Origin of the sequence: Ruminococcus flavefaciens 007c, assembly GCF_000571935.1 — a bacterium.
GTDB classification, from domain to species: Bacteria; Bacillota; Clostridia; order Oscillospirales; family Ruminococcaceae; genus Ruminococcus; species Ruminococcus flavefaciens_F.
Map to the genome: position 1 here is coordinate 32,583 of NZ_ATAX01000003.1, position 23,486 is coordinate 56,068.

13 protein-coding genes are annotated in these 23,486 nt (G+C 48.4%); 10 read left to right on the forward strand and 3 right to left on the reverse strand.

The annotated features are described in order from the left end of the window. Window positions 1–80 precede the first annotated feature (80 nt). Window positions 81–4,370 (forward strand): glycoside hydrolase family 2 TIM barrel-domain containing protein, encoded by a 4,290-nt coding sequence (locus RF007C_RS00165; protein WP_051456439.1) that lies wholly within the window; start codon window positions 81–83, stop codon window positions 4,368–4,370. Window positions 4,371–4,466: 96 nt separating this feature from the next. On the opposite strand, the gene RF007C_RS00170 is transcribed toward RF007C_RS00165, so the two are convergent. Beyond that, the gene (locus RF007C_RS00170) at window positions 4,467–7,832 is read right to left on the reverse strand and encodes a glycoside hydrolase family 97 catalytic domain-containing protein (RefSeq protein ID WP_037296349.1); all 3,366 of its coding nucleotides are present in this window, start codon (window positions 7,830–7,832) and stop codon (window positions 4,467–4,469) included. A gap of 228 nt (window positions 7,833–8,060) precedes the next feature. On the opposite strand from RF007C_RS00170, the gene RF007C_RS00175 reads away from it, so the two are divergent. From RF007C_RS00175 to RF007C_RS00210, 8 genes are all read left to right on the forward strand, one after another. Beyond that, window positions 8,061–8,450, forward strand: a complete 390-nt coding sequence (locus RF007C_RS00175) for a hypothetical protein (protein WP_051456440.1) — start codon at window positions 8,061–8,063, stop codon at window positions 8,448–8,450. 135 nt (window positions 8,451–8,585) lie between these two features. Continuing rightward, window positions 8,586–9,647 (forward strand): hypothetical protein, encoded by a 1,062-nt coding sequence (locus RF007C_RS00180; RefSeq protein ID WP_037296351.1) that lies wholly within the window; start codon window positions 8,586–8,588, stop codon window positions 9,645–9,647. A 9-nt stretch (window positions 9,648–9,656) separates the two neighbouring features. Continuing rightward, on the forward strand, window positions 9,657–11,033 hold the full coding sequence (gene radA / locus RF007C_RS00185) for a DNA repair protein RadA (protein WP_037296353.1): 1,377 nt from the start codon (window positions 9,657–9,659) through the stop codon (window positions 11,031–11,033). A gap of 24 nt (window positions 11,034–11,057) precedes the next feature. Then, complete coding sequence (locus RF007C_RS00190) at window positions 11,058–12,017, forward strand: alpha/beta fold hydrolase (RefSeq protein ID WP_037296355.1); 960 nt, start codon at window positions 11,058–11,060, stop codon at window positions 12,015–12,017. 123 nt (window positions 12,018–12,140) lie between these two features. After that, complete coding sequence (locus tag RF007C_RS00195) at window positions 12,141–14,684, forward strand: LamG-like jellyroll fold domain-containing protein (RefSeq protein ID WP_037296357.1); 2,544 nt, start codon at window positions 12,141–12,143, stop codon at window positions 14,682–14,684. 157 nt (window positions 14,685–14,841) lie between these two features. Continuing rightward, entirely contained in the window at window positions 14,842–16,245 is a 1,404-nt protein-coding gene (locus RF007C_RS00200; RefSeq protein ID WP_037296359.1) for a family 16 glycosylhydrolase, read from the forward strand. 170 nt (window positions 16,246–16,415) lie between these two features. Further along, window positions 16,416–18,335: a substrate-binding and GGDEF domain-containing protein gene (locus RF007C_RS00205; protein WP_037296361.1), complete on the forward strand. Its 1,920-nt coding sequence runs from the start codon at window positions 16,416–16,418 to the stop codon at window positions 18,333–18,335. Between the two features lie 14 nt (window positions 18,336–18,349). Further along, a complete protein-coding gene (locus RF007C_RS00210) occupies window positions 18,350–18,904 on the forward strand; it encodes a GNAT family N-acetyltransferase (protein WP_019678329.1) in 555 nt (184 codons plus the stop codon). Here the strand turns inward: RF007C_RS00210 and cls are convergent. After that, window positions 18,901–20,433, reverse strand: a complete 1,533-nt coding sequence (gene cls, locus RF007C_RS00215; RefSeq protein WP_037296363.1) for a cardiolipin synthase — start codon at window positions 20,431–20,433, stop codon at window positions 18,901–18,903. The genes RF007C_RS00210 and cls overlap by 4 nt on opposite strands. 74 nt (window positions 20,434–20,507) lie before the next feature. Between cls and RF007C_RS00220 the strand changes: the two genes are divergently transcribed. Then, entirely contained in the window at window positions 20,508–20,948 is a 441-nt protein-coding gene (locus tag RF007C_RS00220; protein ID WP_037296365.1) for an acyl-CoA thioesterase, read from the forward strand. A 373-nt stretch (window positions 20,949–21,321) separates the two neighbouring features. Here RF007C_RS00220 and RF007C_RS00225 read toward each other — a convergent pair whose 3' ends face one another. Continuing rightward, window positions 21,322–23,445, reverse strand: coding sequence for a glycosyl hydrolase (locus RF007C_RS00225; protein ID WP_037296369.1), 2,124 nt, complete (start codon window positions 23,443–23,445; stop codon window positions 21,322–21,324). Between the last annotated feature and the right edge of the window lie 41 nt (window positions 23,446–23,486).

Below are 23,486 nucleotides of genomic sequence, written 5' to 3' on the forward strand. Positions count from 1 at the left end.
ATAAGATTGAATTTCCGCAAAATCTTATAAGCACAGCACAATAAATATAGCAGGGGAATTTTAAAAAGGAGGAAAAACTTATGAAACGATTTATTTCCGCAGCTCTTGCCATTATGACGGCAGCTATGTCCATGTCGGCACTGCCGCCTGTACGGACCGAGGCAGCGGGAGTGCAGTTCAGCGGCAACGAATGGACTGGCAGAAACGGAGCGGAAGACGTTTTTGCCGTAAACCGCGAGGACTCGTCCTGCAATCCCATACCGTACCAGAGCACGGCTGCAGCCATCAAAGCGGTAAAAGACTACAATGCCCGTGAGGATTCGGAGTATCTCCAGATGCTCACAGGAGCAGATGAAGACTGGAAGCTTACGGTGGTACAGAATGCCGGTGAGGCGGAGCGGCACCTCGACTATGCGCTGAAAAACAGCAGCATAGACGATCCCACAGAAAGCGTATGGAAAACTGTGCAGCTGCCCAAAAGCTGGACCTGTCAGGGCTTTGACTTCCCTATTTACTCAAATATAACTCAGCCGTGGCAGGCAAAGTACGACAGCAACGTACCTGTTCCGCAGGCGCCCACCAATTATAATCCTGTGGGTATCTACAAGAAGAAATTCACTCCCGACAGCGCCATGCTGGCAGGAGGAAGACACACCTATATCGAATTCGACGGCGTTGAATCGGCATATTACGTTTATCTCAACGGCAATGCGGTTGGCTACAGCGAGGATTCATTCAGCCCACACCGCTTCGATATTACTTCCTACCTTAAAGAGGGCGAGAACGACCTCGTGGTTGAGGTACATAAATTCTGTGACGGCACATGGTTCGAGGATCAGGATATGATATACGACGGAGGTATCTTCCGCGACGTCTTTCTTGTAAGCGCTCCCGATGTGGAAATAAGGGATTATACCGTACATACGGATGTCAATACTTCACAGAACAGCTCCTCCCTCACCATAGATCTTGATATCCGCAACCGCACAGGCAATGACAGATCCGGCTGGAAGGTAAAAGCTGAGGCCTTTGACGAGGACGGAGTCAATATACTGGGAGACAATACGGCTGCCGCTTTTTCAGTAAAAGCCATGAGCAGCGGTACAGCAAAGATCGAGACAGTAGTAAATGATCCGAAGTTCTGGTCGGCAGAGCACCCTGACATTTACGCTCTGGTACTTACGCTTATCGATGACAGCGGCAATGAGCAGGAGATACTCTCCGCACAGCTCGGTTTCCGCAGCATCGGCTTTACCCGCGCAGAGGTGGATTCTTCATACAGAGTCACCACCAGAACATGGGATCCCATAACCATCAACGGCAAACGCCTTCTCCTCAAGGGCGTCAACAGACACGACACCGATCCCTTTAACGGAAAGGCTGTTTCGCAGGAAACTATGCGCGAGGACATAAGGCTCATGAAGCTCAACAATGTCAACGCCGTAAGAACGTCGCATTACAGCAACGATTCGTACCTTTACTGGCTGTGCAACAAGTACGGTCTTTACGTCATGGGAGAGACCAATATGGAGTCTCATGCCCTTATGGACAACAACGACGGCAAAGCCCTTTTCTACGAGCTTGCCATGGACAGAACCGACACCGCCTACAAGCGTCTGAAGAACAACCCCTGTATAGTTGCCTGGTCCATCGGAAATGAGATGGCTTACACAGGCAATCCCAACGATGCAGGCGGAATGTTCCGCGATATGATCTGGTACTTCAAGAAGCACGACTACTCACGCCCCGTACACAGTGAAGGTCAGGGCAGCGGCATGGGTGTTGACATGGGAAGCAATATGTACCCGAACTCCGATTCCATATGGAATAACGCAGGCAAGGGAAAGATGCCGTATGTTATGTGCGAATACGACCACGCTATGGGCAACTCCTTAGGCGCTCTCAAGGAATACTGGGACGCTATAAGAAGCGCAGACAATATGCTGGGCGGCTTTATATGGGACTGGGCAGACCAGTCAAGAGCTACTCCCCTTCCCGCCAACAGCTGGGACTACTACTCCGAGCCCTACGCCCATAAAAACCTTTCCCCCGAAAGCAGCAAGGGCAAGTACTTTGCCTATGGCGGTGACTGGGGCGACTGGCCCAACGATAACAGCTTCTGTGAAAACGGCCTCGTAAGCCCCGACAGAACTCCTCAGCCCGAGCTTGCAGAGGTAAAGTTCCAGTATCAGAACTTCTGGTTCTCGGCAAATGCTTCACAGCTCGCCAATAACGAGATATCGGTATACAACGAGAACAATTTTGCCGATCTGAACGAGTTCATACTGGATTGGAAGCTGCTGAAAAACGGAATAAGCATCCAGAAGGGCACTCTTGACGGAGCCTCCTGCGCTCCCCTCACAAGCAACACCCTGACCGTGCCGTACACCGTACCCGGTAATTTACTTTCGGGCGATGAGCTGGTGCTGGAGCTTTCTGTCTCCACAAAGAAGAGCAGCGATCTTATCCCCGAAGGCACCGAGATCTCCTATGCACAGGTACAGCTCACCACCAACGGAAGATCAGTAAAATACAACTACGGCACCGACAGCGTCGGCATTGTGGAAACACCTGATTCCTATGTCCCCACAGGTCTCGGATTCAACATGATCATAGACAAGTCCACGGGACTTATGAGAAAATACACCTATCAGGGCAACACCCTTGTGGAAGAAGGCCCGACTCCCAATTTCTGGCGCGGAAACGTTGAGAACGATAACGGCTGGGGAGCAAAGGGATCCTTTGACGCAAGCTGGCGCAGCGCTATGAAAGACGCACGCTGTGACGGCATAGATGTTTCAGACGGAGCAAACGGCGCCAAGACAGTTACCTCCCACCTTACCCTCACCAACGCAGGCAATACAAAGGTAGATATAATCTATACCATTAACTGCGACGGAAGCGTTGATATCGAGTTCAAGGTCGACGGAACACGTTCCGGCCTCGGAAACTTCCTCCGTGTGGGTTCAATAATGAAGCTCCCCGAAAACAGCGAGGAGGTAAGCTGGTACGGCAACGGCCCCGTAGAGACCTTCAACGACAGAAAGACCAACGGCAGGCTCGGAATATGGAACAGCACAGTGTCGGAAATGTTCTATCCCTATATGAAAGCTGACGACTGCGGAAATCTCACTGACGTAAGATGGATCTCCGTAAAGACAGGCTCTCCCGATTATGATCTTCTCGTAGCGGCTGAGGGCGCGGTAGAAGCGAGTGCTCTGCACTTTACTCCCGAGGATCTCAACAACGCAGACCATCCCTATAAGCTCCGTCCCCGTTCTGAGACATATCTCAGCGTGGATTACGGCTCAATGGGTACAGGAAGCGCTACCTGCGGACAGGCAACACTGGAAAAGTACCGCCTGCCTTCGTCAAGGACATACAGCTGGAAATATACCCTTATACCCGTTGCAGCTTCAAAGACAGATTACGACAAAGTCGAGATAAGCGCAAGACGCCGCTCTGACGGTGTGATGATACAGGACAAGAGCAGCAATGCTTTGCAGATCCCAATAGGAAACAGCGCAAAGCTCAGCAGCTCAGCCGACGGCAATTATGTAACAGGCTCCCTGAGCATACCTCATAACGCCGCACTGGACAGTGCTCTTGAAGGCAAAAATTCATTTACCGCAGAGGTAGTTCTTGTTCCCACAGGCACACAGCAGTTCAATATGTTCACAGGCAAGGGCGATTACGCCTTCGGCTTCCGCGGCGGCAACGGCTCCGTCGAGTTCTTCATCTACGCAGGCGGCGAATGGCGCAGTCTTTACTGCGACGCCCCCTCTGGCTGGCTTGGAAACAAGCATCAGGTAGCAGGCATCTACGATGCAGAGAACAATATGCTCCGCGTATACTGTGACGGAAAGATGCTGGGCGAGAAAGCAACAGGCACTCAGTCCGGAGTTGCTCATTCCGACTATAACCTCACTCTCGGCGCCTGCCCCGAAACAGGAAGAAACTCTCTTGCTGACTTCTATGAGATGAGGATATACAGCAAGGCTCTCACAGCTGCCGAGCTGGCTTCCCAGAATACAGGCTCACCTGCCTATGCTCCGGATAATAAAAACGTCATGCTCTGGCTTGACTTCGACAATATCGCAGAAGCCGGCGAAGAGCCCGAGGAGGAGCTGCTCTACGGCGACGCAAACTGCGACGGAGAGATCAGTCTCAGCGACGCTATACTCATCATGCAGGCTCTGGCAAATCCCAATAAGTACGGCATAAACGGAACAGCAGACAAGCCCCTCACCGAGAAGGGTAAGAAGCAGGGCGACGTAGACAGAGAAACCATCGGTCTTACCGCCAATGACGCCATGAAAATACAGGAATACCTGATAAAGAAGGTAGCTTCACTTAATCCCGGGACGTAATGTAAGTTTTAACGTTTAAAACAGCATAAGGACAAAAGCCCGGAAGCATTTGAATATGCTTCCGGGCTTTTTCTGCACACTATCATTTACGGTATTTCATTTTATCAGCATACGACGTATACGAATAAGGTCGTAAATATCCGCATTGCCGTCCTTATTCAAATCCGCAGCCGCTGCCTGCTGCTTATTGAATGTCGCTGCCTTCAGAAGATATTTCTGCATTAAGACAAGATCGGCAACATTAAAGTTCCCGTCAAGATTTATGTCGCCCTCCGTATCCTCAAAGGGGATGGCAACAGCGATCCTGTCAACAGAGGGACCGTATCCGCTGTTATTGTAGAGCTTTATCGTATTTATGCCCGCTTTCAGAGTTACTGTGGCATCTGCCGCGGCAATTCCCGACCAGTCGTTCCTGTTTGCGTACAGTCCGTCAAGTGTCGCAGCCACTGAGCCGTTCACATCTATGCTGAGGCTTCTCCTTTCACCCGATACATAGTATATGCGGAGCTTATACTCTCCCGCCTTATCGACAGTAACATTGTCAAAGGTGATATAATTATCTGCTCCGCCGCCGACATAGCCGACATAGGCATTGCCCGAACTGTACTTTCCGTCCTTGCCTGAGGTCACAGAAGCCTTGCCTGAGAGCTTTGCTTTTTCTGCCTCATAGAATCTGAAATTGCTGTAAGGAGTGGTCAGTCTCATGCCGCTCTTTGTTATCTTCATGGCAAAACCGCCGTTGGCAAGAAGGTCTCTTTCGATAACGCTGTCCTTTGTAAGGTCTTCGAGAACGGTCACCTCTATCTCGCTGCCGTCCCTGTTATCTCCGAAGATATACGCAGTATATGTTCCGTCATCATCGACCAGCTCCGAGAGCTTTACGCTCACCTTTCTTGCCGATAGTGTTGAGGCACCAACATACCAGTCGCTGCCGCTTCTCCTTGCGGTAACATTGAACTGCATTGGATAGCCGTCAATGACTTTCATGTCGTCCCATGCTACGGGAACGTCATTCAGGAACGGCAGTGCCTTGTTGCCCTGATAGGTGTATACAGAATGTGCAAAATGCTGTATTCCCGACTCGATAGTAACAACGTCAGCAATAGCAAAGCCTGCTGTAGCCTTTATGCCGTATATGGGTATGCCTGTAGGTGTGAAGTCAGCCGAACCTGCCACATTTCTTGTGAATGTGTAGGACACTCTGTTAGCCAGCGACGGACTTGTGCCCCACTTGTAGTATTCCGAGCCGTTTACAGCCTCATAGGATACTATATTCGGATATGTCCTGCTCTCGCCGCGTGGAACAGTACAGCCGTGAAACAGTACCATGAGATGATTCTCGGCAGCTATCTTTGCGCAGAGGTTCATCTGCTTCATAGTCTCCTGAGTGTCGCTCTCGTAGTAGTCTACCTTGACGCCGCTGACGCCCAGACTTCTTATACGCTTGAACTCACGTACTATAGTTGCCTTGTCAAGCAGCGAATAATAAGGATATGCTGGATTTCCCCTGCTGTCCTTGTAGCCCGAGTGTCCCTTGTTGTTAACGCCGTACCAGAGGTATATGCCTATGCCCTTTGCAGAAGCATAGTCACAGAGTTCCTTGACCTTGGCTTCGCTGTCATCCCAGAGTGCCCAGCCGAAGTCGAGACATACGAAGTCCCAACCGTTATCCGCAGCAAAGTCGATATAGTCCTTCTGTGTGTGGTACTCAACAGGAGAATCTCCGCCGCTGCTCCACCATGACCACGCGGTCTTGCCGGGGCGTATCCAGCTTGTATCCTCTATCACCGATGGCGGATTGAGATTGAGTATCAGATCGCTTGACGCCATATGATCCAGTGAATCACCGATGACGACCGCTCTCCACGGAGTATGAAAAGCACTGCCCATGGTGATGCCGCTGACCTTGACGCCGCCCTTGAAGCGCAGACTGTGATAGTCTCCCACAAACTGAAGGGAGCCTGCACAGTAGGGATCCTCCTCGTTGAAAACGCTTGCTTCGGTAACGGTTACCCAGAATTTATCATTGATAACGCCTGTATACGGGCAGGAATAAGTAGCATTTGTCTCATTGCCCCTGTCCTTCGGGAGCTCCACCATATCCCATTCGTAGGTAGCATTTGGCCAGTTGCCCCAGAACTTACTCTTTGAAGGAAACATAACCTGGCTGATCTCTTCCTTTATGGTGGCGCCGTGATCGAGGGCATACCTGAATCCCATACCATCATCGTATACGCGGAAATATACAGTCAGTGTAGAGCTGCCCTTCTTCAGCGGGAAGGAGATCTCGTTGTAATGGTCGCGTATGGTGGTATGCTTGCCGTAGGGCATTTTATACGTCTCGTCATGCTCAACGGAAGCCGCTGAAGGAGCATTCTGTGAAAAGCCCGAGCTAAGATCTTCCGTATTGGTCACAAGCCCCAGCTTTGAAGGCTCAATGACCGTACTTTCCGTTCCGCGGCTTATCTTGTTTACCGAATAGTAAAAGCTTCCCTTTGCATCTGTCCAGAACTTTGTTATAAGCGAACCGTCTGGAGAAGCCGTCTCAAGTGAAGGAACGCTTGTAAGCACTGTGCCGTCATGGGCTTTTGAAGTTTCCTCCTCAGGAGACGCTGTGCCTTCTGTTATTGTATCAGGCTCAAAGGTATAGCGGTAAAGAGGATTATCCGGAAGCCTTGCTGCCTGAGCCGCTGTCAGAGCATAGCCGTACAGCATAACATCATCCACACAGGCATTTATATCATTATCTGAGTATACCGAATGACCTATGGAATTGTAGATATAGGACGGCAGGACTCCCTCGGAAAACAGACTGTTCATGGTATCGGAAAGCGTTGCTGCCGTGCTTGTTGAGAGCAGTTTTCCGTCCATGTAGAACTGAGCGGTATCAGGAGAATATACCGCCGTAAGCTCATGCCATTTACCGCTGTCGGGAGCTGTTTCAAGGTCGAAAATCGCTCTGTGCCTGTCGTCATTCTCCGTGGTGGTACCCTTTCCCACAAAAATGCTTGTCCTGTATGACTTTTTATCCTTCAGATCAACGGAAATATCAGGCGAAGTATAGCTCGGTGCAGAGCCTGCGCCAAAGGATACGGGCGAGAACTGGTAAAGCCTGGTATAATCCCCTGCTGCGCTGTCCAGCCTGAATTTCAGCGAAAAGCTGAAACCATTTTCACAGCCTTCCCCGAACATGGCAGGAAGCTGGAGCCAGCCGCTGCCGAAGCCGTCACCGTGGAGATCCAGCACATTCGACCCGAGAGTACTGTCATAGACCACAGTTGCGTTTCTGCCGCGTATCACAGCGTCTCCCTCAGACATTCCCCGGCTGGCGACAGCAGCATTTGTGTAGTTTACTGCTGCGTCAGCTGTGACAGCTTTGGGCGTGAACTGCACGGCCGACTGCATGAATACGCACACTGACGCAGCAATGCCCGCAGTTCTTCGGATTAGTTTTTCCCTCATTTTAATACCCTCTTTCTGAATATATATATTATGAAATTACCATTTCATAAGTGCAAAGTGTATAATTTTAATAATTCCCCCATTGTTATTTTAGTCTATTTTTTATAATTATACATCTTCACAGGACTTATTGCAACCCAGAAAGCAAAGAATAGGTGGACAAATTACCAAAAATAGCATCTTTACAGTATTTCACCTATGTGGTAAAATATAGAACGAGGTGATAAAATGAAGATTGATTATATCCATGAGCCCACCGACCTTCAGTGCGGGCAGGCTGTGCTTGCAATGGTCCTTGGAAAGACTCCCGAATATATATGCCGGTACCTGAACAACCACCGCGAAACAGACCTTAAAGAGATGAAGCGCTGCTTCCGCGAACACGGAGTGGACGTATCGGATCAGAGGGTACAGGCGTACTCAAAGGAGGAGCTCCCTCCCCTGTGTATGCTCAGCCTTGAAACTCCCCGCTGCTGGCACTGGTCCCTTTACTGCGAGGGAACCTTCTATGATCCCGAGCACGGCGTGCTGAACGATTTCCCGCAGAGCAAAAGAAAATATTTCTGGGAGCTGAAGTTGCAGATCAGTCACGGCAGCTTCATCAGTCCGGAAACATGATATAAAGGCCTCCCTTTTTCAACGAAAAACCTTAGTTTTTCTCAATTATTTTTTACATACGGAAATAATATATTTATTGACACAGATCGTCAAAAGTGGTACAATGATCATATATATATTTAGGAGGCAGCAACATTGAAATTCAGCAGAATATTAGCAGCTGCAGCAGCAGCTTCTTTCATTTCAGCCTCAGCAGGCTGCAGCAATACAAAAAAGGTCACCAGCACAGAGATAGATCCACTTGCTGTAAGATCACAGCCCACGGAGATCGTTTATGACTGGCAGGAGCCCTATTCCGCTACACTCAGCGCATTCAGGAACTCCGACAGATATACGGATAAAGCCATGTTCGAGATACTCGACCTTACGGGCGACGGTGTACCCGAGCTTATAATCTCCCCCTCCGACGAAGTTTCGGCACAGTGTGAGATATACAGATTTATCGGCAGCAGAGCGGATCTCATCGCTACGTCGGGTTCCTTCGGTTCGTTTGATTATATCCCCTCCCTCAATGCTATCGGCTTCTCCTACAATGGCGAAGGCTTTGTAATGGGCGAATATCAGACCTATCAGGAGGGAAGCTTCAACACGGATATAAGCTTCTACAATAATTCCGACAGTGCTTCTGCGGGCGCACATATCCGCTACGAGATCAATAACGAGAACGTTTCCCTCACAAGGTATCAGGAAGCCCTCTTCCCCTATCAGGAGGCCTTCACCATAAAGGTGGGCAGAAAGTTCTCCCTTGGAGATGAAGCTATAGATTACGCGCTCCATTACAGCGAGAGCTGGAGCCAGGTACTTACCGACGATCAGAAAAAGCTTTACAAGGACTATACCGCCTCTGTAATGAATGCTTCCGAGCTTAAGGACGCTGCATTTGAGATAGTTGACCTTGATCTCAGCGGACTTCCCGAGGTGGTTATATCAACAGGTATGCTCAATGATTCCGAGATCAAGATACTCTACCTTGACAGCGACGGAGTCAAGGAGCTTTCCACTTCACCCGATGCCAGCGGCGGCATATGCTTCGATGTCAAGGCAAAGATATTCTATGCTGCTGATTTCTTCGGCACAATCCAGTGCTGGTCTCTGGCAGGAGCTGATATAAACGGCTTCACACCATCAGAAAGCACCATGCGCTGCGGAAGAAAATACGACCTTACAGCCGAAAATATCGAAAAGGCTTTCACTTGAGAATGAAAAATGGCTAAATCAAAATATATTTACACCTGTAATCAGTGCGGCTACGAGAGCTCCAAGTGGAACGGCAAATGCCCTTCCTGCGGAGCATGGAACAGCTTCGAGGAGGATATTGCCGAGCCTGCTTCCTCTGCTATGAGGAGCTCGGCTGCTTCGGGAGCAGCTCCCGATCTGTCGGAAAGTATCCTTGAACTCGGGGACATCGGCGCAGATACCGATATACGCTACGATACAGGTATAGGTGAACTCAACAGAGTCCTGGGCGGAGGCCTCGTCAAGGGCTCTCTTGTTCTTCTCGGAGGAGAACCGGGTATAGGAAAAAGTACCCTGCTTTTACAGATATGTCAGTTCCTCGGCGAGGATCACTCTGTTCTGTACGTTTCGGGAGAGGAGTCTGCAAGACAGATAAAGCTCCGCGCTCAGCGTCTGGGCGTTGATACGGAAAACCTCTATATCCTCACCGCCACCGACGCAGAGGCTGTGGCTCAGACCATTGCTTCAAGCGCTCCCGACATTACTATCATAGACTCCATACAGACTATGAGCATAGGCAGGATAACCTCCAGTCCCGGAAGTCTCACCCAGGTGAGAGAATGTACCAATCTTTTCATGCATACCGCAAAAAATCAGGAGATTCCCATTATTATCGTGGGCCATGTCAACAAGGACGGCGCTATCGCTGGTCCGAAGGTCATGGAGCATATCGTGGACGCCGTACTCTACTTTGAGGGTGAAAGACACCAGAGCTATCGTATACTCCGCGCTGTAAAGAACCGTTTCGGCTCTACAAACGAGATAGGAGTATTTGAAATGCTGGACAAGGGGCTCCGTGAGGTGACAAATCCTTCGCAGATGCTTCTGGAAGGACGTCCTCATAATGTTTCGGGTACCTGCGTTGCCTGCGTTATGGAGGGCAGCAGACCTATACTCGCCGAAGTACAGGCTCTTGCCGCAAAGACCAGCTATTCGGCTCCAAGGCGTATGGCTACGGGCTTCGATTTCAACAGGCTGAGCATACTTATTGCCGTTCTTGAAAAAAGACTCGGCATATATATGGGAACTCTCGATGTATACCTGAATATTGTCGGCGGCTTCAGTCTCGACGAGCCGGCAGGCGACCTTCCTGTGGCTATGGCTCTTTTCTCGGGAGTTATGGACAAGCAGATAGACGAAGGTCTGATCGCCTTTGGTGAGATCGGTCTCGGCGGCGAAATACGTTCTGTATCCCATATAGTCCAGCGCATACGCGAAGCTGAACGCATGGGCTTCACAAAGTGCATAGTGCCAAAGCAGTCAATGTCGTCTGTGGATCCGAAGGAATACGACATCGAGATAATATCCGCGGCGACTTTAAAGCAGGCATTTGCGGTCATAAAATAATCACGTTCGGAGAGATAGATACATATGAAAAAAGGTTTGAAATTCATAGGCAAAAGCCTCCTTGCGCTGATATGTCTTATCCTGCTTTTCATGCTGGGACTTTTCATATATCACAGGATCATGCTCGGGAAGGAAAAGGAGCTCATATCACAGCCTCTCGGCAAAATGGTCGAGGTTGACGGCGGGCAAATGTGCGTTTATTCCGAGGGCAGCGGCGACCATACCATCGTGTTCATGTCAGGCTATGGCACTCCCTCACCTATTCTTGACTTCAAGCCTCTTTATGATAAGCTCTCGGGAGATTTCCGCATAGCTGTTGTCGAAAAGTTCGGCTACGGCTTCAGCGATGAAACGACACTTCCCAGAGATGTGGATACTATTCTTGGAAACACCCGCGAAGCCCTCAGCAAGGCAGGTATAGAAGGCCCCTACATTCTCTGTCCTCATTCAGCTTCCGGTATTGAGGCTGTATACTGGGCTCAGAAGTACCCAGATGAAGTCGAGGGGATAACGGCTATCGATGTTGCTATCCCGGGCTACCACGAAGAATCAGGAGATTCTATCTTCGCGGACAAGCTGGCAGCCTTTTGGGTAAACTCCGGCCTCACACGCATCACACCAAAGGACAGCTGGGATTACGCCTTTAACTCCCCTTATCTCACAGAAAGCGAAAAGGAGCAGTACCTGGCCATATTATACGCGAAACGAGGCTCAAAGACCATGCTCCACGAAGCAGAATGGTGCAAGAGGAATATGGATACACTGCTGAAAAACGATCCGCCTTCTGTTCCAATGCTTTTTTTCGTATCACAAAAAATGGCAGCTGAGGTATTCCCGAGTGATCCCGAGAAATACCTGCTCCTTCCACAAAAATATACCAATGGCCGTGCAGAGACCGAGGTATTGGACTGCGGTCATTATATCCATGTGGAAGAACCTGAATTAATTGCTGCGGAGATAAGAAAATTCGCGGACAAGCTGTAAAAAAATATGCACATCAAGGAACTGCCTCTGTAAAACGGCAGTCCTTTTTTTATTGCTATTTTTATGCCAATATGCTATAATTAGGGTAACAGCATCGTTATTTAATTATAAAGGAGGATCATAATGAAGTTAAGTTCAAAAATACTTTCAGCTGTTGCAGCCGCCGCACTGATGCTTTCGGCTGCTCCTCTCTCGTCAGGGGAAGTTTCGGCAGCAGGCATGGAGGCTTCCGCAGCTGTGTCCGCTGAAATAGGTCTCGTGGGTAATCTCTACACTGTTTCGGACAGCGGCAGAGCAGATCATGCAGAGCTCCAGTGGGCTACCACACTCTCCGCACAGAGCTATGTGCTGTACCGCTCAAACGATAAAGACAGCGGCTTCCTTCCCGTATACGAGGGAACAGGCACTTCATGGCAGGACAACGATATGTCATTAGGTCAGACATACTACTATCAGCTGAAGGTCAGAGACAAAAACGGCGAGAGCTTCTCATCGGTAAAGGAGCTTACGCCCTGTACTCTGCCCTCGGGACTGAGCACCTACGATAACCAGAAAGGCAGCAGCCTTGTATACGAAACAGGCGGCTACAAAGTGGGAGATACCTATTACAGCTACTCACTGAAAAAACACGCAGGCAAGGACGATATTTACCTTGCGGAGACTACTTCAAGAGACGGCAAATTCTTTTCAAATGAGAAAAATGTTGCTGACAGCTCACAGAACTCCGCCCTTGCAAGCTGTAAGATAGAGTCTGTACATATAGACTACATCCCAGCAAAGAACAAGGTCGTTGTCTGGGCGCACTGGGAAAAGCCCAGCGGCTACAGTGACGGAAAGGCCCTCGTTATCACAGGCACTCCGGGAGGACAGTTCACGGTACACCATGTGTATAACCCACTTGGCATACAGGTGCGCGATATGGCCATATTCTTTGACGACGACGGTACGGGCTATCTCATAGCGGCTGCCAATAAGGAGGGTCAGGGCGCTAATGCTACGATGTACATTTTCCAGATGAACAGCGATTACAGCGACGTCACAAAGGTGGTCAAGACTCTCTTTGAGGATCAGTACAGAGAGTTCCCGAACCTCATAAAGAAGGACGGATATTACTTTCTTTTCACCTCACAGGCTGCAGGCTGGTACCCCAGCAGCGGTGCATACAGCGTTACGACGGATATTGCAGGCAAGTGGAGCGACCTTCGCAGTATAGGCAATACCTCCACATTCTCCTCACAGTCGGGCTGGATCGTCAATATGCAGGACAAGAACTATCTCATGCACGCCTATCGCTGGCTGAGAGCCTCGGAGACCAGCGGCACAACTCTGTGCCCTCTTTACTTTGACAAGGGCTTCGCATTCTATAACTATTGCCCGTACTTCAAGTACAATACCTCTACGGGAGATCTCTTCCCTGTCCAGCAGGGCGAGCTCCTGTCGCAGGATAAGCCCGCCTCATCCTCACTGGCTGCAAAGGGCGGCAACTCCCCTGCCAAGGCTATCGACGGTTCATACCAGTCCTCCTTCAATGCCATAGGAGATTACAAAAAATGGCCGTTTTATTTGCATGTCGATCTTGAACAGGTCTGCGACCTTGCCAATATACAGACCTCATGGTATATCTGCAAGGGCTCTGAAGGCTATTACACCTATACCGTCGAGGGAAGCACCGACGGGATCAACTGGACGCAGTTCCTCGACCATACCAATAAAAACAGTGAGGTCGTAAGCAAGACCTACGGCTTCAACAGCGATATGCTCAAGGGCAGGGCAAGATATGTAAGGCTCAACGTAAAGGGGGCCACTCTCCAGAACAATCCCGACAACAACTGGTACAATCCTCAGATATATGAGATGAAAATATTCGGCACTCCCGTAAGCTCTGCGGAAAAGCCAAAGCCTTACATAGATATTGACTTTGAGGGCGATACGGGAAACCTTGCTCTCAGCAGCGGTGCCTCTGTAAAGCAGGACGATCAGAAGGGCAGAGTGCTCTATCTTAACGGCAGCGACAGTGCATTTGCCGAGTTCCCCGCAGGTATGCTGGACGGCTGCCGCGACTATACCGTAAGTATGGATATAAAATCAGAGTCAGAGGGCAATTTCTTCACCTTTGCCGCAGGCAAAAACGATGAGAAGTATGTATTCTTCCGTGTTGCAAAGGATAAGTTCAGATTTGCGGCGACTACCGATTCATGGCGCGATGAGACCGTTATAGAGCGTGACGCCGACGGTACTCAGTGGCATAACTATACACTTGTATTCAATGGCGCCACAACAAAGCTTTACATAGACAGCAAATTCGTTGCTGAGACCACCGAGACTCACGGTCAGATAGCAGATATGGGCTCGGGCACGACCTGCTACATCGGCAATTCCTACTACAAAGACGATACCTGCTTCAAGGGCAGTATCGACAACCTTAAAATATACAAATGCGCTCTTACAGACTCGGAGATAACAGGCGCCGAGGCTCCTCCGCAGGCTGTAAAGGGTGATGTAAACAATGACGGCAGACTGAACATAGCAGACCTTGTTGCCATGCAGGGATTCCTCCTCGGCAGAAACAGTCTTGCCGCACCCATGAACGGCGACTTCTGCGAGGACGGAGTTATCGACGTTTTCGATATGGCTGCCATGAGGAGATATATGCTCCGGATGAGCTGAAGGATATGATACTGACAGGAAAACACGCTCCTTGAGGAGCGTGTTTTGTTATGTCATGTGCTTACTATAATTCGCCTGATTTTGCTATCATTTTTCACTGTGAAAAGTTATAATAATGCCATAAGAGAACAAACCTCATACCAAAGGAGGAATAAACATGAAAAAATTCAAAGCATTATCTTTTATGGCTGCGATCGCATTGCTTGCCGGCACTGCAAGCTGCGGTAACAATAACTCCGAAACACAGAGCAAGAAAACTCCGGAAACTACTACCTCTGCTCCCGAGGTCGTCGATGTTCCCGAACTGGACGGCTATTCTCTCCTGTGGAACGACGAGTTCAGCGGCGACGCTCTCGACGAGAGCAAGTGGAATTATGAGCCCCATGAACCCGGCTGGACAAACGAGGAACTTCAGGAATATACCACTTCTACCGATAACGTTTTCCTCCGTGACGGAAAACTTGTCATCAAGGCTATAAAGTCCGACAAGAACGGCAAAGATTACTACACCTCGGGCAAAGTAACAGGCCAGAACAAGACCGATTTCACCTACGGCAAGGTCGTAGTCAGCGCCAAGGTGCCCGAAGGACAGGGACTCTGGCCTGCTATATGGATGATGCCGAAGGATGAGAGCTTCTACGGACAGTGGCCCAAGTGCGGCGAGATAGACATTATGGAAGTCCTCGGCAATGACGTCCGCACAGCCTACGGCACTATACACTTCGGTGAGCCCCATGGCGAGGTACAGGGCACATACGGCCTTACAAGCGGCTCCTATGCAGACAGCTTCCATGAGTATTCGGTGGAATGGGAACCCGGTGAGATACGCTGGTACATCGACGGCGAGCTCTACCACTCCGCCAATGACTGGTTCACAGCTGAAAAGGGCGGAGATGAAAAGCCCTACCCTGCTCCCTTCAATCAGCCCTTCTTCGTTCAGATGAACCTTGCTGTCGGCGGCACATGGCCGGGAAATCCCGACGCTACCACAGATTTTGACAAGGCTGAGTTTGAAATAGACTACGTAAGAGTATATCAGAAGCCGGAATACGATACCAATGTAAAGAAGCCCGAAAAGGTCTACCGTCAGGCTCTTGAGGACGGCAACTTCATCTTCAACGGCGATTTCTCCGAAGCAGAGGATCTCACCGATGATGTAAACTGGAAGTTCCTGCTCTTCAACGGCGGCGAGGGTTCTGCCGAGATAAAGGACAATATGATAATAATAAAGTCCGAGGCAGAGGGCACCGAGGATTACTCGGTACAGCTGGTACAGCCCGATCTTCCTATGATCAAGGGCAAGAAGTACCGTGCAACCTTTAATGCTTATGCCGACGAGGAACGCGATATAGTAGTATGCGTTTCGGCTCCTTCGGCTGGCTGGATACGCTATCTGCAGGATACCAAGCTCACGGTAACTCCCGAAAAACAGACATTCACCTACGACTTTGAGATGAAGGAAAAAGACGACAACAACGGCCGTCTGGAATTCAATCTCGGTCACAGAGGTTCAACAGCTACTGTTTACATTTCCAATGTAAGAGTAGAAGAAATCAAATAATTACAGGACAATTTTATCCCTCGGAAAGGACAGCCATTTCTCAGGCTGTCCTTTCTATTTTCAGGTACAGTTTTTTTTCTGAGCTGTTGCTATTTTTATTAATTTATGTTATAATAATAAAATCAACTGACACAGCTTTGATATGCAAACTACTTTAAGGGGGGATGACCATGGACAGAATATATGAGATCGCCGTTATCGTTGCGGGAATAGATGAAGAATACCAGAACAGTATTATCGACGGAATAACCAGCTGTGCAAAAAAGCATATGGTAAATGTCTCATGTTTCTGCGCATTCGGCGGAGTTCTCTCAAGCAGGAAATATGATATAGGTGAATACAATATCTACTCGCTTATAAACTACGATAAATTTGACGGCGTTATCCTTATGTCCAATACCATAAGCGATCCCGTGGAGAAAGAAAAGATCATAAATAAGACAAAAAACTCGGGACTTCCCGTAACAGTTCTCGACTTCGGCGAGTGCCCCGAATTCTATAATATAAGCATTGATAATTTCAATGCCATGAAAAAGCTTGTGGATCATATCATTACAGTACACAGCTCCAAGGTCATCAACTACATATCCGGACCTCTCGTTAATCCGGAGGCTGCCGACAGATATAATGCATTCCTCGAGGTCATGACAGAACATTCCGTTACCGTTGATCCCGACAGGATATATTTCGGTGAATTCAGAGCCATAGACGGCTCCAATGCTGTGGAGGAATTCATATCATCGGGAAAGGAACGTCCTGATGCGATAATATGCGCAAATGACGCAATGGCACTTGCAGCTGTTGAAAAGCTCAGCAGCTTCGGCTACAAGGTGCCTGATGATATTATAGTAACAGGCTTTGACAATACCTACAACGCAAGACATCATTTCCCTTCTCTGACTACTATTTCACGTCCTCTCGAAGATGCTGGGTATAAGGCCTGTGAGGTACTCATTGACCTTATAAATGGTAATAAGCCCGAAAAAAACACCGTATTCGATGCAGTGCCTGTTTTTTCAGAGAGCTGCGGCTGTGCTGCCGAGGAGATAATAGACATCAATAAATACAGGTCTGATATGTATAAGACCGTTAATATATGCAAGACCGATATTTCTCTCATAAACCGCATAACCACGGAGCTTGCGGAAAACGAGACCTCAGATTCAAATATCCGCACAATTGCAAAATTCATAAATGAGATAAAATGTGACAGATTCGCCATATGCCTCTGCCATAACTGGAACAAGATATTCACGGGCGCAGAGTCGGGCATATCCGAAGAGACCTTCCAGACACACGGATATACCGAGAAAATGTCTGCTCCGCTGATACTGGAAAAAGGGCTCAACACTCCCGTGAAGACCTTCAGCAGTGCCGATATGCAGCCTGCTCCACTGAGCGGCGGCGGAAATATAAGCTATTTTCTGCCCCTTCACTTCCGTGAGCGCTGCCTCGGATATTATATATTCACCAATACAAAATTCCCGACAAAGAGCCTGCTCTGTCATACACTTATACTCAATATCAGCAACTCCATCGAGAATATAAGCAAGCTGCTACATCTCAACAGCATGATAGTCGAGCTGAACAGATTGTATGTCATTGATCCGCTCTGCGGTATCTATAACCGAAATGGTTTTATCAGAGCTGCCGATGAGCTGTTCAGGAGCTGTCAGGAGAGACAGCAGAAGCTGCTGATCTCTTTCATAGATATGGACGGCCTTAAGAACATAAACGACAATTACGGCCATAAGGAAGGCGATTTTTCACTTCAGCGCCTTGCAAGCGTCATAAACGAATGCTGCCGCGAAAACAAGATCTGTGCCCGCTTCGGCGGAGATGAGTTCATCATAATCGGCTCGGACGCCTGCGAAGAGGATATTTCCACTATTGAGAATGAATTCTCCATCAAGCTCAGCAATATAAACAGTATTATAAAAAAGCCCTATACCATTGAAGCAAGTATAGGTACCATAGTAACTGAAGTTGACCGTGAAAAGACTCTTTTCAACCTGATAACACAGGCCGACGAGCTTATGTACGAAAAGAAAAAGCGCAAGAGAACCTCTCATTATCTGCGCCATGACTGAACAGGAAACAGCATATGATACATCTCGGAACTGTTGAACTTGAAACAAAGCGCCTCATTCTGAGGCGCTTTGAATATACCGATACCGAAGCCGCTTTCCGCAACTGGACAGGCGATCCCGAGGTAACAAGGTTCCTGCGCTGGAAGCATCACCGCGATATATCCGAAATGCGCAGCCTTGCTGAGTTCTGGATAAAAAAGTACAGCGACAAGGAGTGGTATCACTGGGTGATCATTCCAAAGTCTGTCGGCGAAGCAATAGGAACTATTTCCGCAGCAAGAGTTGACAACTCCTCCGATACCATAGAGGTCGGCTACTGCATAGGCGCAAAATTTCAAAACTCAGGCTATACCACAGAAGCGCTCTCCGAAGTGATCCGATTCTTCATCAGAAAGGTCGGCGCAGGGCGCATAGAAGCAAAACACGACCTTCGCAATAAAGCTTCGGGCCGTGTAATGGAAAAATGCGGTATGTCATACGAGGGCACTCTGAGACGCGCCGACCGTAATAATATGGGCATCGTTGATGTATGCGTGTACAGTATACTTGCCGATGAACTGACAGATTAAAGCAGCGGAGCAAACATATTCAGTATTGCTCCTGCTATTTTTTTGAACACAGGACGCTTTTCACAGTCCTCTGCGGTAACAAGATGTGAGACCTCTGCTGTCCTTTCAAAATCACGTACTATATCTTTTATCACAGAACATTCATAAAGAATCGAACCGCACTCAAAATGCAGATAAAAGCTTCTGTAATCAAAGTTTATCGTACCTATAACAGCTGTCCTGCCGTCAGCGACACAGGTCTTTGCATGGATAAATCCGGGAGTGTATTCGTATATCTTTACACCCATTTCCGTAAGTGTAGCGTAATTGTTCCATGCTATGGCATGAACATACCACTTATCGGGGATATGCGGCGTGATTATACTTACATCCACGCCCTTTTTAGCAGCAAATCCCAGTGCGTTTATCATCTCCTCATCAATTATAAGATATGGAGTTGTTATGCGTACCGTCCTGCGCGCATTGTTTATGAGTTCAAGGTATATCCTCTTTCCCACGGGCTCCTGATCCAGCGGGGAATCGGAGAACGGCTGTATAAAACCGTCGCTGGTCATAAATGCCGAAAAAGGTATGTCATCACGCTTATACTTCAGCATTTCACTGCTGTCGGCCTTTTCCCATAGCTGAAGGAACATGACCGTATAATTCCATACAGCCGGCCCCTTGACCATGATCGCAGTATCCTTCCAGTGTCCGAAGCGCTCCTTACGGTTGATATACTCATCTGCAAGATTTGTTCCGCCGTTGAAGGCAGTATGTCCGTCTATGACAACTATCTTTCGGTGGTCGCGGTTGTTCTGCACGGAAGAGATCATGGGACGAAAGGGATTGAACACCTTGCATTTTACTCCGCCCTCCTGAAGCTTTCGGAAGGGCTTGACGGAATTGAGCATACCCGTGCCTATGCCGTCATACATAAGTCTGACATCAATGCCCTCCCCTGCCTTGCGTATAAGCAGCTCAGACACGACATCGAACATATAACCCTTGGATATGATGAAAAACTCAAGGAAAATGAAATGCTTTGCAGTCTCAAGCTCCTCTATGAGCTTTTCAAACTGAGCTTCACCCAGCCTGAAATACTCCGTATAAGTATTACTGTATACGGGATAAAGACCGTGGGCAGCCACATAACGGGCAAGATTAACAGAGTCGGGAGAGCTGTTGCTAAGCTCCTCCATTATGCCGTCTTCCTGCACAAGAAGCTCTCTTGACTGCTTCTGATTGCGCATATCAAGAGACTTCGGGAACTGCTGAGAGACCTTTATGAACAGATAGGAGACGCCTCCGAGAAGAGGAAAGATACTGATAATAATTATCCACGAAACACGGTACGAGACGGGATCGTTCTTATTGGTTATATATATGGCAAGTATAATATCCAGAGCGATAAGAGCTATATAAACGAATATGAACCTCTCTCCCAGACTCATTACCGCCAGCATGATAAAGGCTATCTGAAGAAGAAGCAATACAACAAATGCCGCATTCGTGCTGAGTATACTGCTGATAAGCTTTTTGATTTTCATAGCCGCCTCCCTGATTAAAAGCTTGTTATATACAGTTAATTATATCATACAAAAATAAGGAAAGGAAGATCATTTTGAATAAGATCGCACCATATGAAAGAAAAGTTTTTTATTACGAAACCGACAAGATGAGCATAATGCATCATTCAAACTATATACGCATATTTGAAGAAACAAGAGTCCATTTTCTCGCACAGGCAGGTATGCCCTTTGAGGATATCGAAGCAAGAGGGATACTCATGCCCGTTCTCTCTGTGGAGTGCAGCTACAAGCGTCCTCTCACCTTTGACGAACCTTTTGCGGTCTATCCTGAGATAACAGGCTTCAACGGCACCACACTTAAACTCTCTTACAAGATCTACAGCAGAAAAACAGGCGAGCTCTGCGTTGAAGGCAGCTCCTCTCACTGCTTTACCGATAACGATCTCAAGCCACTGCGTACAAAGCACAATTATCCAGATATTTACGCGCTTTTCAAAGAATATCTCGGCATAAAGACAGGACCTGAGACATAATAGACCATGCTCAGCCTTTTAACGGCTCCGACCGTGTGAGATGTTCTGCTGTACGAATATATTTACACATACAGCTCATGTTATTATCAGCACCGTCATCTTTAACTATACCTGAAATGATACTTCTTAATTATTATACCTATTTTTCAGGTATTGTCAAGCTATATCGTAAAAAACGCCCGTCCGCAGAAGCCGTACACTCATATTAAAGGCTTTGCAGCAGAATGCGTAAAGGTTATAACCGACCTCTGCACCAACACAAGTCTCAGAGCAAATGATGCTTGAAAAGCATAAAAACAGGCAGATACCTCATTATGTGAAGTATCTGCCTGTTCTTTTTCCTGCCAGAGAAGCAGTCTTTATTAAAAAAGCATTATCTTTCATTCGGATCAAGAGTTGCGATCTTCTTGAGCAGATACTCCTGGATAAGCACTGCATCATCGCCTGTGAGTCCCTTTGTAGACTTGTCCACATCGCCGTTTGCTCTTCCCTTTTCTGTAAGATGCTTCTCAGCAGAACCGCCTACGCCGTACTTATTGGGATTTGCAAGAGACTGCATTATCAGTATTGCATCGGCAAGATCGACCTTTCCGTCACAGTTTGTATCGCCGTAGACAATATCTCCCGCATCTGACACACTTGTTGAAGAAGTAGTTGTGACAGTGGTTGTTGTGGTAGTAGTAGTTGTTGTTGTTGTTGAAGTTGTTGTTTTTGGCTGCTCGGAACTCCCTTTGTAGAGATCCTTCGGCAGCTCCGAAAGAGTTATGCAGAAATCGCTTTTGTAGAGCTCTGTGAAGGTCTCGGGATCCTGATACTCCTTGCTGCATAGGAAGTGAGCCTGCTCAGAATCGTACCATGGGCAGAAATACAGCCAGTAAGCGTGTTCTACCTGCATATTGTTAAGGCTCGGGCATGAGTCATTTTCAGGCATTGATACCATTTTATTACCCTTGACGAATTTATTCAGAGTATAGAATATACCTGCCTCGGCGTCCTCGTTGGGAACGCCCTGCTGCTTGCCGTCATGGCGGTTGTACTGGCAGTTATACTTATCGAATCCGACAATATCCACCTTATCGTCGCCTGAATACCACTTTGCAGAGTTATCGGACCAGGCATAGAGGTTCTGCTCCCATATGAGGTTATGGAGTCCGTACTCATTTGTAAGAGTGTCCTGAAGGAATGTCCAGAGCTGATTGTAAACCACCGCGCCTTCCTTTGACCACCAGAACCATGCTCCCGAACCGTCAATAGGATCATCTGTACGGCTGGGATTGCCCTCAGCCTCATGGAAGGGACGGAATATAACAGGAACTCCTTCGTCCTGCAGCTTCTTCAGCTCAGCAGCGAGATTCTTCATGCAGAGCTGGAAGTAATCATACTCCATAGTGCCCTTTTTCATACAGTTTGCAGTGACAAAATCAGTCTTTTCCGTGTAGGTGGTAAGTGAAAAGTCAAGGGGCTCTCCGAGGGTATAGTCAGCCTTTCTCGTAGGAACGTTAACGTGCCATGAAGCAGTGCATATACCGTTTTTCTTTTTAGCCCAGTCGATCATACGCTGTGCAACGCCATCGTCCCAGGCATAGCAGGGACAGTAGCTTCCGAAATCAAAGCCGCGGATAGCAGGCTCCTCCCCTGTGAGCTCCTTGATGTATCTTACCTCATAGTCATAGTCGTTGTAGGTGTAGTTGCGGTTCTGGGTGCTGTATGTATAGACCTGTCCGTCAGCGCCCTGACAGTGCCACGGGAACTTTTCTCCCTGCTCTGTCTTGTCCCAGCTATCCTCGTCTATAGCGTACTCAACGCCGTCGGAATCCACGCACTTATTTGAGTTCGCGTCATAGCGGATAGTGGTCTGTATACTGTGACCACCGCCGTAGATCTCCTGCTGTCCCGAAAGGATATTCTTTCCGTAAACGCTCTTGAGATAAGCCATGAGCGCCTTAGTCTCGGGAGTAGCATCAGCGTCAACGGTAGTGCCGCTTGCCTTTGAGAGATCGGGGAACTTTGCATTGTCGACTGTAACCTTATCTATAGCCATATATCCATACTCACTTATGAATTCGATAGTATTGACGCCCTTGTTCATGCGGACCATTCCGAAATCGTAGTCCACCCACTTATCTGAATAAGCAGCCTGTGTCAGATACTTTACGCCGTTGATCTTTACAGCCTGCTGTCTGCCTTCCTTATTGAGTATCTGAGCGCCGCTGACAACTATGGAATACATACCGTCCTCGGGAACAGTCACCTCAAATGAAGCGGGCTGAGCTGTGAGATAATAGAAGCCCTCCCCCGAATACCCCGGGATCTCTGTCTGATAGATAGCTGTCCACAGGTCTGCTCCCTTCATGTTCTCGCCCTCGATGACATAAGGGAAGGAAGTGGCAGCCTCCTCACCTGCCGCAATAGTGAACATACCTGATGAACCGAACTGTACAGCTGTCATAACTCCCGCAGCCGCCAGTGCCAGCGCCTTTTTAAGTTTGTTTTTCATGTTCTGTATCCTCCTTATTTTCGGTTTTCGCCAATAACCTT